Genomic DNA, 16498 nt, shown 5'->3' on the forward strand with positions numbered 1-16498 from the left:
ACGAGGAGAAGTGTCTTTTAAAGCGAGCGAAGCGAAATTTAAAAGACACGGAAACGAGATATAAAAAATCTTTTTTGCATTCGCAAAAAAGATTTTTTATCTGCCCCACCATTAACAGCCATAAATTAACAGTTAAAACTAACAGAAGAGTAGTTTTTTTTGAAAAACACAACATATGACGATTTTTTTTAAGACTCTGTGATATACCAACATTTTCTTAAATGCAGATGGTTTAAAAATGGCTAGAACTAGATTAACAGTAGATGAAATGATTTTAAGTGTTGAAAAGCACTTAAAACAGATAGCAAGACGCACTCATTCAGATGAGTTAATACTACAATTGATTCGATCAAAAACTGCAAATCAATTTACAGAAGAAGACATTAAAAATTTGAGGAATAAATATCATAAAGTTTTAGAATTAAATAGATTAGAAGAAGTAATGGACACTATCTGCTCAATCAAAAAAAGTGATCGCTCTGATATTGAAAAAGACATTGTTGATTTTAGTGGATATGAAGACCATTTCTCTCAGACTGATGAAAGATTAAAAATAGCCTTAAGGATGCTAAAAAACTACAATCGAAGAGTTCCTGATTTAATAAAACAAAAAGCACATGATGAAATCAAAAATTCATTTCATAGTTCTTATAGACAAGTAAAACAAAAGATAAAAGATCGAAAGCAAGAGAATCATGAGAAATTTTTTCTTGGAAGTGTGCTTATATCATTTTTTAAATCACAAAATATTGAAATGAATTATCTTGAGAATACACTTAAAATGATAGAGCTTTATCAAATAAAAAATTATTTTAGAAAAGAGCTGTTTTTAGAATCAGAAATCAAAGAATTTAAATTTTCAGAGCAAGGTAGAAGCTTTAACGACAAGAAAAACGCGATTTTATCTGATCCTAAAAATCCTTTTAAATAGAAATATAGATTAAAAGATAAAGCAGTATACGTTTATCTCATTTATTTTAAATGAGATAAGCAGTCAACGTTGTTATTACCTAAAACTAACAAAAGATTATTTACTGACATAATAAAAAAATAAGTCTTTTTTTTGTTTTTTTAAACATATCTCATCTTTTTTTTAATTAATTTGTTAAATTATATTTTATAAGTAATTGTATTGCTGACCCTCTGCAATTATTTTTAAATCTATTTTTTAATTGGACATAATATGGGAATTATAAACAAATATTTCATGGTAGTTGAATCCGATCAACCTCCACAAGTTTTTCTAAATGAGACTATTCCCAAAATTGGAAAAGTCATTGAACTTAAAACAGAACAGTTGCCTAATCGTGTAGACGCTGCTTGGTTACAAGAACGATTCAGTATCTCGCGCAAAGCACTTATTGAAAAATTGAGAATTTTTAATAGAGGTACTGATAACAAGCATCTTTATGATCCAAATGAAGTTATACCAGTTTTAGAGAATCTCAAGGTAACAAACAGGCGTGGTGCAAACAGAAAAAAATAGGGAGCAATTGCTCCCTCAATTACTTATGAAGCATTCATCATTTTAGCAATGTCTGAAGCATTCGGATTATAATAAGTATTTATCAGAGTTTTAATATCTCGATGCCCTGTCACTTTAGCAAGTATCTCAACTGGTAGTTTACGCTTGTTCACAAGTCGAGTAATAGCTTCATGCCGTGTATCATGAAAGTGAACTATATTATTCAATTCAGTTTTTCCAATTGCCCTTTGCCAGATTAATCGAAATGAATTGGAATTGTGTGGAATCAATTTTACTCGATCTGTATGGGGAATTAGATTGAGAAGATCACGTGCTTCTTTAGATAAGGGAACATCACGAGCATCACCATTTTTTGTGATTGGCAAATGTATGTAATCAGGATAGATATTGTTACACGTTATCCCTAGAATCTCCCCTTTTCTCATAGCAGTTTCAATCGCAAAAAGAAAAGTCCATGCAACATACTGTCTTGGTGTTTGGGGCCTTGTTCCAATTGTATAATTAAGCGCCTTAAGTATGATTTCAATTTCACTATGACTTATTAGTCGATTGCGTGCGGGAGGTTTAGTTGGCTTAGTGACCTGTGCGAATGGATTGTCTTCAATCAAGAAAAGTTCATTTTTGGCATAATTAAAAACTGATGTGTATAAACACATTTGTCTATGTACTGTCCCAGGTGCGACTTTCTCTAAACGTTTATCTCGCCAATTTTTTATGTCAATAGGTTTAATTTCATAAATTGACTTTTCAGCAAGTTCACCAAAATAATTTTTAAATGTTTCTCTTTTTATTTGTTGTTTTATGAAGGATTTACCTCTTTTCTTATATCCAACTTCATCATAATATTTTTGACAAAGGATAAAGAATGAAAAATATGGTTTTTGCATCTGAGTTTTTTTAGGATCATACTCAGCTTTCATTTCAAGTAAACGAATAGCAGCCCATTGTTCACACTCTCGTGCAGTATCACGTGTGACACTGTCTCTAAGATTTTTATAGCGTACTTGAATACGCCAAGCATTGCCGCGCTTCACTGGTTTTTGCATAAATCCACCTTGGTGTCGTAGCAGCACCAGACACAAAACCCAAGTGTAAACTTGGGGGCGTTTTGGTGCTAAAACGGAAATAATAAGGTGTTTTTGACGCAGATTTTGACGATTTTAAACCATCAAGCTGACCAATTTAGCATTAAAAACTCTTAAATTACCTTAATTTTAGCGACTTAACTATTTGATAATTAAGTATAAAATTTTGGTAGGTATAAGCAGACTCGAACTGCTGACCTCTACGATGTCAACGTAGCGCTCTAACCAACTGAGCTATACACCTAGAATGAGAAGTATAATATTCATTTTTCAGCGTGTTCACAAGTTTTTTGGGACTGTTTGAGTGCAATTGCGCAGTCTTTAAGCAACTTCGTGAATTGATGAATATCGGAACCATTCTTTTGTTCTAAAAACACGATTTTTTGATATAACACAATTACTTTTTCAAATGGTTGTTGATCCTCAACAAGTAAAGACAAACGTTTGATCCAGCAATGGAAAGTTTCAGCAGGATATTTTTGCAAATATTTCGGTAACTGTTTTTGAAATTTAAAAATGATACGTTGATATTGCTGTTGACGTCTGCTTTGTTTCCACCAATAGAAACCAACGTAAAGCATTAAAACACCACCGATTCCTAAAATGAGAACCACAGCATAGCCATAGCTTGAATCCAGCCCCAGTCGAGCCAACCAGTTTTTCTGTTTTTCGGCATCATATCCTACGACTTTGCTTTGCCATTGATAACTTAAATAATCGCTCCAGATACGCATATTTTTTAATAATTTAAACTGCTGAACACGCCAAGCCTGTGTTTGATTATCGCCCCAAACTGTTTGATCTTCTGCCAGATAATCCTGCATCCCCGTATCAATTCGTTGTGGGGCAATCATTGCAGTCGGATCAATTCTTTTCCACTTGCCATTGAGATAAACCTCACTCCAGGCATGTGCATCCAGTTGACGAACCTCCCAACTTTGACCATCAGGTGCAAGTTGCCCACCCTGATAGCCTGTCACCACGCGTGCAGGTATTCCAACATAACGCATCAGCATGACAAAACTGGAGGCATAATGTTCACAAAAACCTTTTCGACTTGAAAACAGGAATTGATCGATGCGATCTCCACCCAAAGTGCCAGGTGTCAGGGTATAGACAAAGCCATTTTTACGATACCAAGACAGCACTGATTGAATGTATTTTTCAGGTTGCTGCTGGCTCTGCTCAAACAGTTCATGCGCCAATTGCTGGGCTTTTTTATCACTGCCCTCTTTAAACCTGATATTGAATTCAAGCTGACGTGGTGACAAAGAAACAGCTTCTGTTGATGTTCGCCCCAACCATTGCATTTGAATGGGTTGATTACGTTTAATCAATCGGGTTGGTCGAATACTGTCATCCTGATAAAGCTGTAAATAACGTCCCTGAGGAATCGAATATTCCAAACCCATAATCCAGTTTGCCTGTTCATCGGCAGGCAGATATTGGTATGGCACACTATGGGAGGTAGACTGTATATTTTTGACTTGCTGATTAAAAAAACTACTGGTCCAGGTGGTGCCATCATATTCATCCAGCACCAAAGCACGCCAATATAATTCATTGCGACTTGGCAACTGATACATATTTGCGACCACACGAAAAGCCAATGCCGAGGACTGCGAAAGCTCCGCAATATCCCCAGGTGACATGCGGTCACTAATCCCTGTGATTGCCTGATCTTTCTGAATTGGAATTGACCACAGAGGAGGCAGACGTGGGAAGAAGATAAACAGTAAAATAAAGAACGGCGTTGCAATACCAACAAACTTAAAAATCTGTTTAATGTCCTGTTTCAGTTGATTGGTAGATATGGTGTTGTTGTTAAATAAGCTGGTCTGAATCCGATACAATCCCATCAGGCACATCACAAATGATGCGAATACAAGTACCGCCATCCAGAATGCCTGACTGTGCAACAGTAAGCTCGCACTAACGAATAAAGCAAAGTTGAACACGATCAGCAGATCCCGGGTATTTTTAGCCTCCAGACTTTTGGCAAATAAACAGGTGCTTAAAAATGCGACTCCTGCTTCTACTCCCAGTAAAGTTTGATAATTTAAATAAATAAGACCTAAAGACAATAAAGAGAAAAAAACTAAAAATAAGCGTGGAAATGGTGAAATTTTTTGTTTTCTATATCGCCAGACCAGTGTTAACCAAACCACACCCCATAATCCACTTAGGGTGACTGGAATAAAGGCGACTTGCCCCATCAAGACAAATGCCAGTGCAGCCAAAATACAGAAATAGATTTGCTTGGTCATCATTAAGCCTGCGCCAGTAAAAGTTTAGCCTTGATGAGCTGTGATTGCCCTTGTCCACTTTCCAATCGCGCATGTGGCAAAATCACCGCGTAGTCATCACCCAACTGTTCACATTGCTCAATCAAGCCCATCATGAAACTGAGCTTTTCTTCATGCCCCTGTGCTGGAATCTGTTGATAATCAATTTCCAGATGTTGATGATTGGCCTGAGCTTCAAACATCTTGATAAAAAATCCCTGCCCACGCGCAACCTGCTTCCATGCGACATTTTGATAGGAATCACCCTGCTGAAATGCTCTCAACTCTTTAAACTCATCCAGACTATCATGTGCATTTGTAGTTTGCTGCTTATGTTCTTTCTGCCACTCATAGGCTTTGGGTGCAATCCAGACTTTTTGTTTGGGATATAGGTAAGTCCAAGCCCGTACCAGCCCTAAAGGATAGGTGGAATAGATTTTTACTGAGTCTACATCGTAGATACCCCGTTTTTGCGGAATAACTGGTAATTCTAAAGTTTGTTGAGCCTGCTCAAGAAAAAAAATCTGTTCCTGTTGTTGCCATTGCACACGCAGATATCGACTGTTATTTGCTGGCTGTTTAAACAGCAGCTTGAGCATTAAAGCCTGTTCAACCTGCCCAATTTCTGGCGGCACAACTTCAATTTGTAAGCCGTGCAACTGTTTGAAAGTCAGGTAAAAACTAATACATAAAATGGCACTGATTAAAAAGCAGAATCCTAAAATCAGGTTATTGGCATAGTTAATCCCAGCAATAAAGGTAATCAGGATCAAAATGAGATATAAGAAACCCTGCTTATAAATGAAAACCAAAACATCTTTCTGCAACAGTGTTTTACTGCCATCCACCTGAAAGCGTTTTGCAATCCAATGCTGTACTCGCTGCCTAAGTCCATTCTGCATAGGTCAATCTCAACTATAAGACTTCAACTGACTGCAAAAGCTGTTTCACCTCAACCTCTCCCAGACTTAGACGATGCGCAACCACCGCCACAAAAACCGTTTGCACATCATCGGTGGTGACGAAGCTTCGTCCCTCAACCAGTGCATAGGCCTGAGCTGCTGCCTTGAGTGCTAAAACGCCACGGGTAGAAAGTCCATGCCGTTGCTTACGGGTTTCAGCCGCTAAATCAAGAATATAATTTAGCACCGTATCACTGAGAAAAACCTGTTTTGCTAATTCACGTAATTGCAAAATATCAACTTGCGTAAATACTGCTTCTAATTGATGAATTAAAACCTGACGTGAACTTTGTTGTAACAGTAATTTTTCAGCTTGGCGAGACGGATAACCGAGCGATAAACGCATCAAGAAACGGTCAAGCTGCGACTCAGGCAAGGCATACGTTCCACTTTGAAACAGGGGATTTTGGGTCGCCAACACCCAGAATGGTTGCGGTAAGTCATAATGAATCCCATCCACCGTGACTGCCGCCTCTTCCATTGCCTCAAGCAAGGCACTCTGTGTTTTGGGGCTACAACGGTTAATTTCATCAGCCAGCAAAATTTGGGTAAAAATCGGACCTTTCTTAAACTCAAATAAATGTTCTTTTTGATTAAAGATATTGATCCCGATGACATCACTTGCCAGCATGTCATTGGTAAACTGAATACGCTGGAAATGCAGCCCTGCTAGACGAGCCAAGGCACTGGCTAGAGTCGTTTTGCCTAATCCTGGTAAGTCTTCAAACAATACATGGCCACCTGCCAATAAACAGGTCAGGGCAAGTTTAGTCTGTTGTGGTTTATCCAGAATAAGCTGGTTCACTTCCACTAAAAATTTATCGATCTTTTGGCTAAAGCTTTTAATATCTTGTTCTAATTCTTGGTTTTGTTGTTTTTTCTCTTGAACCGAAGCTTTTTCCATGCCCCACATAACGCAATCCCCCAACCTAAAACAGTGCATGATTCAACATACACTGTTTTTGCTTTTTTTCAAAGAAATCAAAAGATTTCTAGCAAGGACATTTCTTCATATTACCGCCTGCTGACGGATAACGCGCATCGATACAATGCCGATAAAATGTCTTGGCATCCATAGGCGTTAAATCAGGATGATGCGCTTGCATATGCTTTACGTAGTTTTCATAATCAGGCACACCTACCATCAAACGAAAACTTTTTTGCAGGTTTTGCCATAAAGTTGCAATACGAGACCAATTCTTCGGAGATAAAAGCAAGTGCTTTTGCGACATGATGGTGAATTTAATAATCTTCACAATCACAGCACTTCCTTGCCGAGCAATCTTAAAATCCATGCCTACTCTCCCTTGATGCTATTCGCGGTCATCGGTGTTTCTGAATAAACTGCGGGTGCCTCATTGACAGTAGGTACAGAACTTTGCAATGCACGGCGTACAATTCCAATTGAGGCAATTACCATCACAATCGCCACAATCATAAAGAAGCCACACAATGCGGCATTGATCTGATTGGACATAACAATGGTCTGCATTTCAGCAACAGTTTTGGCTGGAGCAAGCACCTCACCACGTGCAATCGCGTCAGAAAAACGGTTGGCTTGTGCAAGGAAACCAATCTTTGGATTTTCATGGAAAATCTTTTGCCAACCCGCGGTCATTGAAGTAATGAACAGGAAAATTGTTGGGACAATGGTGACCCAAACATATTTCTCTTTTTTCATCTTGAACAAAATGACTGTACCCAAAATCAATGCCATTGAAGCAAGAATTTGATTTCCAATTCCAAATAATGGCCATAAAGAATTAATACCACCCAGTGGATCAACCACGCCCTGATAAACAAAGAAGCCCCACCCTGCAACCGCAACAAAAGTTCCGACCAGATTTCCAAAGAATGAGCTGGATTGTTTCACCGCTGGCACCACGATACCGACCGTATCTTGCACCATGAAACGACAGGCACGTGTTCCCGCATCTACCGCAGTGAGGATGAATAAGGCTTCAAACAGAATGGCAAAGTGATACCAGAATGCCATCATGGAACGGCTATTGAAAATTTCCGAAATGATATGAGCCATACCAATCGCAAAAGTTGGCGCTCCACCCATACGGGAAAGGATTGAACTTTCACCAACTTCCTGAGCAAGCACAGTCAGCATCTCAGGTGTGACGATAAAACCTAGATTACGCACCGCTTCCGCAGCCGTATCCACGGTTGTGCCCAGAACTGCTTCTGGTGCATTAATCGCAAAATAAACCCCAGGATCAAGCACTGTTGCACAGATCATGGCCATTATCCCAACGCCAGATTCCATTAACATACCGCCATAGCCGATCATGCGGATATTGACTTCATTATCAACCAGTTTTGGGGTTGTTCCAGAAGAAACCAGTGCATGGAAACCTGAAATCGCACCGCAGGCAATGGTAATAAATAGGAAAGGAAATAAACTGCCTGCAAATACAGGACCCGTACCATCAATAAAAGGAGTCACCGCAGGCATTTTCAGGTCAGGCATGGCAAAGATAATCCCAACAGCCAGACCTGCAATCACACCGATTTTAAGAAAGGTGGATAGATAGTCACGAGGCGCTAACAATAACCACACAGGCAATACTGACGCAATAAAACCATAAATGATCAGTGCCCAAGTCAGTTGAGTTCCAGTTAAGGTGAACAATTGCCCCCAGTAAGGGTCTTTTGCTACATCACCACCAAAGACAATCGCCGCCATCATTAGCACAAAGCCAATGATCGAAACCTCAGCAATTTTCCCTGGGCGTAGATAACGCATGTATATACCCATGAACAGGGCGATTGGAATGGTGGCGGCAATACTAAACACACCCCATGGACTATGTGCCAAGGCTTTTACAACAACTAAAGCCAATACCGCAAGGATAATGATCATCACGCCCAATGTACCGAGCATAACAATGACACCTGCAAAAGTCCCGAGTTCCTGCTTTGCCATTTCTCCCAAGGAACGACCATCACGCCGTGTTGAAATAAACAGAACCAGAAAATCCTGCACTGCACCAGCAATCACCACACCCACCAAAAGCCAGATTGTTCCAGGCAAATAACCCATCTGTGCTGCTAGAATTGGTCCCACCAACGGTCCTGCACCCGCAATCGCTGCAAAGTGATGTCCAAATAAAACATATTTATTGGTCGGGACATAATCCAGACCATCATTCAAACGATGTGCTGGTGTTAAGCGTTTAGGATTTAATTCAAAGACTTTTGTTGCAATAAATAAACTGTAGAACCGATATGCAATGCTATAAACACAAACTGCGGCAAGAACAAGCCAAACCGCATTGACATGCTCACCGCGACTCACCGCCAATATCCCAAATGAAATTGCCCCGACTATGGCAACCAAACTCCATAGGAGTTTTGAGGGGAGTGTTGATTTTGCTTGTGTTGTCTCCATTCAAAACCTCTCCAATACATAATTTGTGGTTATTTTGATTTCGCTTTCTCTATTTTCTGTAGAAAAATATCTTTGTCAGTTTATCTTTTATCAAAAATGATTTATCTAATACTTTGGCATAAAAAAGGGATGATTGTTTAATCACCCCTTAGAGAATCGTGTATCTTACGTAGCAGTGCTACTCATTTACGATTATGCACGCTCTAAGTAATCACCTGTACGCGTGTCTACACGAACACTTTCTTCCTGCTGTACGAACAATGGAACACGCACCACAGCACCTGTTTCAAGTTTCGCTGGCTTACCGCCACCGCCAGAAGTATCACCACGTACACCTGGATCAGTTTCAACGATTTTCAATACCACAAAGTTCGGTGGACTCACAGTTAAAGGTACGCCATTGAACAACATGATGGTACATTTTTCATTTGAATCGTCTTTTAACCATTTCGCAGCATCACCCATTGCGGTTTTGTCAGCAGCGATTTGCTCGAAAGATACAGGGTCCATGAAGTTCCACATTTCGCCATCGTTGTAGAGGTAATCCATTTCAACTTCAACAATATCAGCGGCTTCCAAAGAGTCACCTGACTTGAAAGTTTTTTCCAATACCTTACCAGAACGCAGGTTACGCAGTTTCACACGGTTGAACGCCTGACCTTTACCTGGTTTTACATATTCGTTTTCCATGATTGAACATGGGTTGCCATCAAGCATAACCTTGAGGCCTGCTTTAAAATCATTTGTAGAATAATAGGCCATGAAAGGCGCACTCCAAACTTAAAACTCAACTCTATTAATGCTAGACTACAAGTACAGGCATAGTCCTCACACTATTTTTAACGTATGGCATGATAAACTATTTACATCAAGAGCAAAACTGGCAATCACAACTGAGTGACCTCATTACTGATCCTCTGGAGCTGTTAAATCTACTTGAGTTATCCACCGATCAGCTATTATCAGGGGCAATCCTCGCCTCTGAAAAGTTTAAATTGCGTGTCCCGCGTGCATTCGTCGAAAAAATGAGCATTGGCGATCCACTTGATCCGCTGTTGCTACAAGTCCTGCCCCATCATCTAGAACTTGAGGAACATCCTGAGTTTGTCACCGATCCACTGGGTGAAGAGGCAGCCAACCAGATGGCTGGCGTTCTACATAAATATCAGTCCCGTTTTTTACTGACCTTAACAGGTGCATGTGCAATTCACTGCCGTTACTGCTTTCGCCGTCACTTTCCCTATCAGGAAAATTTGCCTAAAAATGATGACTGGCCACATATCAAACAATATATTGAGCAAAATCCGCTGATCAATGAAGTGATTTTGAGTGGCGGAGATCCCCTAACTTTGTCAAATCGAAAAATTTCACTTTGGCTGGAACGTCTTGCCTCCCTCCCACAGATTAAAATACTGAGAATTCATTCACGTGTTCCCATCGTTATTCCAAACCGCGTCGATGAAGGGCTGATTTCTATATTAAAAAACAGTAGGCTACGCATTATAGTAGTGGTACACTCAAATCACGCAGCTGAGCTTGATGATTTCACCTGCTCTAAGTTATTACAGTTATCATTACATCACATTACCGTGCTAAATCAGGCGGTTTTGCTCAAAGGTGTGAATGATTCTGCAAAAACTTTGACTGAGTTGAGTAACCGTTTATTTGATGCACGAGTAATGCCTTATTACTTACATGTTTTGGATAAAGTAAAAGGTGCTCAACATTTTGATCTAAGGTCTTCAGAGATAGACCATATATACAGTGATGTATTAGCAAGTTTGCCAGGCTATTTAGTGCCTAAACTTGTGAGGGAAATTGCGGGCGAAAAAAATAAAACACCGCTTTTTGGGGTTCAAACGTTCTGAGATTGATAACACAATGATGAATAATGCTTTTTCGGATATTTTTCAAATTCCAACTGTCTTAAGACGGGACAAACTCAGCTTTTGTGATACCAATACCAAAAGTTTAAATGAGTGGATTTCTAATCTATCGATTATGCAATTGGGTGATACATCAAAAGCCCTATTTGCCGCATTATTAGAACTCAGTGAGTTAGAGTGCTCTGAAACTTTACGTTTTGACTTGGTTCAAGTATTACATCCAACAATTGAAAATGTTCTAGGCAGTTTAGAGAAAAACTTTTTCAATCAAGGTGTGATTAGTTCTGATCGAAATGAACACATTATTGAACTGGCCATGTTGTTACGCTGTTATTTTGCGGCTATCTACATCAATATTGTGCGTCGCAGCAGTGACCAGCTCGATAATCAGAAATTTTCAATCTTTGCACTAAACCAGAAAAAGAACTTACAAACCGCCAGAACACTGGCAACTTTTCAGGCATTGCAGCAACTGACCCAACTTCTCTATCAGCAACATATGCTCTATAGTGAACCTGTTGCAGGACAATGGCTGATTTCCCATCAACTTTATGAGGCTGCACTCACCCATAAATACCACCAGACCAATCTGGAACAGATTCAGGGCAGTAAACCCAACTCTCTCAGCAATATTTCCCAGGCCTATGCCCAACTAATTTTGATGGATATTTTTAATACCAATCAAATTCGCCAGTCTGAAATTCAGGCATTGTTCCAGTGTAGTTTTGACTGGGCAAAAATGCTTCAGATTCTGTCTAAGGAGACTGACCTGACCAAGTATGTGGTAGACACCAGCAAAGACCACCCACCCATCTATAATAAAAAGCAAAGCTCAGGGTTTAATCCCAATGTTTTTATCAGCACCAATACCTTGCTGGACCATGTCACAGCAACCTTACATAAAAATGCTGAATATATTTCCAAGAATGAAAAAATCTACCTGACCCCTGCACTCAAGTTCCATGTTCAGACCATTCTTGGAACCACAGCAGAGCGTCGTCATGAACGTTATGAATATTCAGCCCAGTTGCATATCTGTTTTGGTTTGCTAACCGCACATTTTTATCTATCCAAAGCCAAAAATTTTGATGAGACCTTGTTGCTGGAGCATCACTTCAATTTACAAAACGAATCGAGATTTATGTCCTCATGGGATAAAAAGCTTTCTGAAAACAATGAGGAATCAAGCATCCAGCGCTTAAGCCGTGAAAGCAAGGTCGTTTACCAATCCGACATACTGGATATCAGTGTCAATGGTTACCGCATTAAATGGTCAGGAGAAGCCCCTAAAAACTTAAGAACAGGTGAATATATCCTGGTCAAGGAGACCTCACATGGACACTGGCGTGGCGGCGTGATTCGCTGGCTTAAACAGTCAACCGAGAAAAGTCTGGAACTGGGATTGGAGGTTCTTGCTCAGGAAATTTTCCCATGTGCTGTACACATTCAGGCCGATCGGCATGTCAGCAACTACCATCCAGCACTTTTATTAAAAAACCAGAATCTGGATGAAACCAAAACAACTTTAATTTTACCTGGTTCACAAATTTTTCGGGAACAACAGGGGATTTATTTAAGATTGGGGAAAGAGGAAGTAAAAGTGTACTTATTAAACGCACAATTAATTACCCAGAGTTTTGTTCAATTTGATTTTGAACTGCTAAATGAAGATGAACAGTCCATTCTTCATAAATTCATGGCACTAAATAATATGGATACCAATGATCAAGATTTATGGGAAGCATTGAAGTGAGAAATTCTTTACTCTCTAAAAAGTTAAAACGAACTGAAACCCGCTTACTCATTATTGATGATAACCAGTTACGTTATAACCAGATTCTGGAGTTATTCGCCAATCAGGAGCATCAGGTCAAGGCAACCTTGCTTGACGACCTCAAGACATTTGAGAAGCAACTGAATCTTCCCTGGGATATCGTCATTTTTGGACGTGCGTACGATCTAAAGATTGAACAGACTCTTTCACTGATTCAGGCATCGTCACAGCCCAGCCTGCCTATACTGTTACTTGAACCAGATGACTACAAAGCTGATCAATATCAGACGTATATCCATAAAGGGATTTATGATGTCCTAAATCTTAAATCACCTGAAAATTTTTATATCAGTATTATTCGAGCCCTGTCCTATAGCCGCTTGGTTCAGGCGGAACATCGCCTACTCAGTGAATTGGAAGCGGCACAAACCCAGGCGCAGTCACTGGTTGCAGAAACCCATAAAGCGGTCGCAATTTTGCAGGAAGGCATTCATATTACGGCCAACACCGAATATGCACAGCTTTTTGGATTCAGCAATGCAGACGATTTAATTGGCCTACCCATTCTGGACGTTTTGCAGCCTGAAGAACTAGGTCAGTTTAAACTGCGTTTTAAGAAAATTTCACAGGGACAGTTCGAACAAGGGCGATTTGAACTTCGCACCCAAAACCCAAATGTAAAAAATAGTGCATTACAGGTTGAGTTCCTTCCTTCAGGAAATGAGGATGAAATCCAGCTGAACATCGAATGTGAGTCCACCATTCAGTCTTCAGCGACAATACCAGCCGTTACTTCTTCTGAAAAAATTTCAGGCTTGAATAGTGCACTGCAACATATCAACCGACAGCTTGCAAACCATCCAGCCAATGCCAATGCACTGGTTTTATTTAGCCTTAACAGCTGTCCAAACGAAGTATTCCAGACTGACTGGCGTGCCACCAAGACCTATTTCTCCAACATTGCAGGCTTTATCAAGGAGCAGGTCAATGTTCCTGTCTGCCAGGTGGACCATGCGCTTTATGTTGCGCTGTTTCAGGCAGAATCAACCCATGTACTCAACTCACTTCTGATTGGGTTGAATAGCCTGCAAAAACCACAGTTACTGGTAACTGAGAATTATACATTCCCTCTTCACCTAAAACTGGGCTACAGTGAGCTTGCCCAGCCAATTGCGGATGAAGCCAGTTTTGAACAGATCCTGACCAAGGCATTCTCACTTGGTTTGCCAACCATTGATAGCCCGAAAATTGATGCAGATATTGGTTTAACAACCGAACAGATTCCAAGCAATGTAGAGCTAAGCCTGTTACAGGAACTCAGGCAAAAACTGGATGCAGGCGATATCCATCTGAAATACCAGCAGCTTTATGACAAGCAGGATCAACATACCCATACTTATGAAGTGTCGGGTGGTTTTATCCATAACAATCAATGGCAGGATATCGCTGATCTGGGTGATTTAAAGGATGATCCTGAATTATCAGTTCAACTGGATCGCTGGATACTGGTTGAGGCATGCAAGCAGTTGCACAACTTCATTACCCAGTATCCTAAAGCGAAATTGATCGTAAACCTCAATCACCATATCTTGTTGAATGACAAGAAACTACCTGAGCTGGTTGCCAAGTTACTCACCATTGTTGGTAGTAAACAGGCTCACCCACTGATTCTGCAATTCTCAGAACAGGCCCTACAGCAGAACCTGTCTCAGGCACAGCCACAAATTGCCTTACTGCGACAACATGGGGCAGAGATTTCCATCCGTGGTTTTGGCGACTCATTGTATAGTGACAGCATACTTCAACAGATTGATACCCAATATCTCAGCTTCCATAGCAAGCTGGCAAAAATGCTGGGGTCTGAAAAACAGATGGCGGCACTACAGGAAAAGATTCTACACTTTATTGCCCAAAAACCTGTTGAGATTTTCCTGACTGAACTCAATGATATGAACCAGTTTGCCAATGCATGGAATGTAGAGGCCCGTTTCCTACAGGGTAACTATTTCCAGAAGAAACTGGACCGTTTAACGGACGTGCAAGACCAATAAATTCACATAGGGCGTATTCAATACGCCCTATATCTAGAAATTATAATCATAAAAAAAACGGGCATATTGCCCGTTTTTTGTTTTCTTGATATTAACGCTTGATAGAACGCGACATACCAGAGAAACGTTGCTTGAATTTGTCGATACGGCCGCCAGTGTCCACATTCTTTTGTTTACCAGTATAGAATGGGTGGCAAGCTGAACATACGTCAAGGTAAATTGTTTCTTTACCAAGCGCAGAACGAGTTTCGATCACATTACCACATGAACAGGTAGCAACTAATGTTTGGTATTTAGGGTGAATATCGGCGCGCATGGTCGATGCTCCTATTTAGCAAGAAAGGCTTAAGCTGTTATCGCAATTGATCACTCTCAACATGAGGAAAGCTAAGTGTTTTCACACTCGCAGATCAACACCACAACAGACCATTTCTTTTGACTCACCGAGACTCCAGGTCAGAGCAAAGCCAACAAGTGGCGAATATTATACACCAATAAATTCAATTTTGCGAACTATTCCTGACCTGATTTTGACCAGTGATTGGCGATTATCCCACACACCATCAACTGAATTTGGTGGAAAATCATAATCGGCAACACAATCATCCCCAATGGTTGCCCAATAAACAAGATTTGTGCCATTGGGACACCACTGGCCAGTGTTTTCTTGGAACTACAAAAGAAAATGGTGATTTGATCAGCACGGTTAAAGCCCAGCCATTTGGGCAGATATAAAGCAAGCAACATCACTACAGTCAGCAGAACAGAACATGCAACCGTTAAATAAAGCAGCGTCAAGCCACTCACCTGATACCATAAACCAGCCACCACGGCACTACTGAAAGCACCGTATACCACCATCAAGATCGAACCCTGATCAAAAGCCTTTACCAGACTCGGCAGCTTGAGCATATAAGGGAAAATATAAGGACGTAATAACTGCCCCAAAATAAAAGGAACCAGTAACAATAAGATGATTTGAATAATCGACTTGGTTGGATCAAAACCATGCTGGCTTTGCCCGAGAATAAAATAGCTGACCAAAATTGGCGTAATAAACATGCCAATGATATTGGAAAAAGATGCGCTACACACTGCCCCAGCAACATTGCCCTTTGCCATTGAGGTAAATGCAATGGAGGACTGTACTGTTGATGGCAGGAAGCACATGAACAGGAAACCCCAATACAACTGCTGACCTAAAAGAGGTTCCAAAATGGGTTTTGCCAGTAACCCAATGGCTGGGAAAATCACAAAAGTAAAGACAAATACCAAGGCATGCATTTTCCAGTGCAACATCCCCTCAACCACTGCTTCACGTGAGAGTTTTGCACCATGTAAAAAGAACAGGATAGCAATTGCGACAGTTGTGAGAATATTAAAATAATGTGCAAGCTGACCTGATACTGGAATAAAGGTCGCCAATATCACCATTGTAATTAATAATATTGTAAAACGATCCAATGCCAATAATTTCAACATAATAATTACGCTCACTGCTAAAAAAATTCTGAATCTAAGATATTTTTTTATTCAACAAGTATATAAAATAAAAAAATATTTTGATTC

The 16498-nt window shown here is 40.2% G+C and carries 14 protein-coding genes and 1 tRNA gene; 5 read left to right on the plus strand and 10 right to left on the minus strand.

The genetic code is table 11. The annotated features are described in order from the left end of the window. Positions 1-238 precede the first annotated feature (238 nt). A complete protein-coding gene (locus F988_RS07035) occupies positions 239-931 on the plus strand; it encodes a hypothetical protein (RefSeq protein ID WP_004682141.1) in 693 nt (230 codons plus the stop codon). A gap of 252 nt (positions 932-1183) precedes the next feature. Next, positions 1184-1486 carry a hypothetical protein gene (locus F988_RS07040; protein ID WP_004682142.1) on the plus strand — a complete coding sequence of 101 codons (303 nt, stop codon included), beginning with the start codon at positions 1184-1186 and terminating at the stop codon, positions 1484-1486. A gap of 23 nt (positions 1487-1509) precedes the next feature. Here F988_RS07040 and F988_RS07045 read toward each other — a convergent pair whose 3' ends face one another. From F988_RS07045 to efp, 8 genes are all read right to left on the minus strand, one after another. Beyond that, complete coding sequence (locus F988_RS07045) at positions 1510-2532, minus strand: tyrosine-type recombinase/integrase (protein WP_004682144.1); 1023 nt, start codon at positions 2530-2532, stop codon at positions 1510-1512. A 206-nt stretch (positions 2533-2738) separates the two neighbouring features. After that, positions 2739-2815: transfer RNA gene (locus F988_RS07050), tRNA-Val, on the minus strand. A 19-nt stretch (positions 2816-2834) separates the two neighbouring features. Then, a complete protein-coding gene (locus F988_RS07055) occupies positions 2835-4838 on the minus strand; it encodes a transglutaminase TgpA family protein (RefSeq protein ID WP_004682146.1) in 2004 nt (667 codons plus the stop codon). A 2-nt stretch (positions 4839-4840) separates the two neighbouring features. Further along, the gene (locus F988_RS07060; protein WP_004682147.1) at positions 4841-5758 is read right to left on the minus strand and encodes a DUF58 domain-containing protein; all 918 of its coding nucleotides are present in this window, start codon (positions 5756-5758) and stop codon (positions 4841-4843) included. Between the two features lie 13 nt (positions 5759-5771). After that, complete coding sequence (locus F988_RS07065) at positions 5772-6731, minus strand: AAA family ATPase (protein WP_004682149.1); 960 nt, start codon at positions 6729-6731, stop codon at positions 5772-5774. Positions 6732-6810: 79 nt separating this feature from the next. Beyond that, entirely contained in the window at positions 6811-7113 is a 303-nt protein-coding gene (locus F988_RS07070) for a YbdD/YjiX family protein (RefSeq protein ID WP_004682151.1), read from the minus strand. Positions 7114-7115: 2 nt separating this feature from the next. Continuing rightward, positions 7116-9218, minus strand: coding sequence for a carbon starvation CstA family protein (locus F988_RS07075; RefSeq protein ID WP_004682153.1), 2103 nt, complete (start codon positions 9216-9218; stop codon positions 7116-7118). Positions 9219-9410: 192 nt separating this feature from the next. Then, the gene (gene efp, locus F988_RS07080) at positions 9411-9980 is read right to left on the minus strand and encodes an elongation factor P (protein WP_004652839.1); all 570 of its coding nucleotides are present in this window, start codon (positions 9978-9980) and stop codon (positions 9411-9413) included. Between the two features lie 89 nt (positions 9981-10069). Here efp and epmB point away from each other — a divergent pair, with 89 nt between their 5' ends. Genes epmB through F988_RS07095 form a run of 3 tightly spaced genes read left to right on the plus strand, consistent with a single transcriptional unit; the run spans position 10070 to position 14929 of the window. Beyond that, the gene (epmB, locus tag F988_RS07085; RefSeq protein WP_004682155.1) at positions 10070-11086 is read left to right on the plus strand and encodes an EF-P beta-lysylation protein EpmB; all 1017 of its coding nucleotides are present in this window, start codon (positions 10070-10072) and stop codon (positions 11084-11086) included. Between the two features lie 13 nt (positions 11087-11099). Further along, positions 11100-12857: a hypothetical protein gene (locus tag F988_RS07090; protein ID WP_026040080.1), complete on the plus strand. Its 1758-nt coding sequence runs from the start codon at positions 11100-11102 to the stop codon at positions 12855-12857. Then, positions 12839-14929, plus strand: coding sequence for an EAL domain-containing protein (locus F988_RS07095; protein WP_004682159.1), 2091 nt, complete (start codon positions 12839-12841; stop codon positions 14927-14929). The genes F988_RS07090 and F988_RS07095 overlap by 19 nt, the downstream gene beginning before the upstream one ends. A 91-nt stretch (positions 14930-15020) precedes the next feature. On the opposite strand, the gene rpmE is transcribed toward F988_RS07095, so the two are convergent. Both rpmE and F988_RS07105 read right to left on the minus strand, forming a co-directional pair. Continuing rightward, a complete protein-coding gene (gene rpmE, locus F988_RS07100) occupies positions 15021-15245 on the minus strand; it encodes a 50S ribosomal protein L31 (protein WP_004679402.1) in 225 nt (74 codons plus the stop codon). Positions 15246-15442: 197 nt separating this feature from the next. Then, positions 15443-16417: a bile acid:sodium symporter family protein gene (locus F988_RS07105; protein ID WP_171055719.1), complete on the minus strand. Its 975-nt coding sequence runs from the start codon at positions 16415-16417 to the stop codon at positions 15443-15445. Positions 16418-16498 lie beyond the last annotated feature (81 nt).

The sequence above is a fragment of the Acinetobacter parvus DSM 16617 = CIP 108168 genome (assembly GCF_000368025.1).
Lineage (GTDB): Bacteria > Pseudomonadota > Gammaproteobacteria > Pseudomonadales > Moraxellaceae > Acinetobacter > Acinetobacter parvus.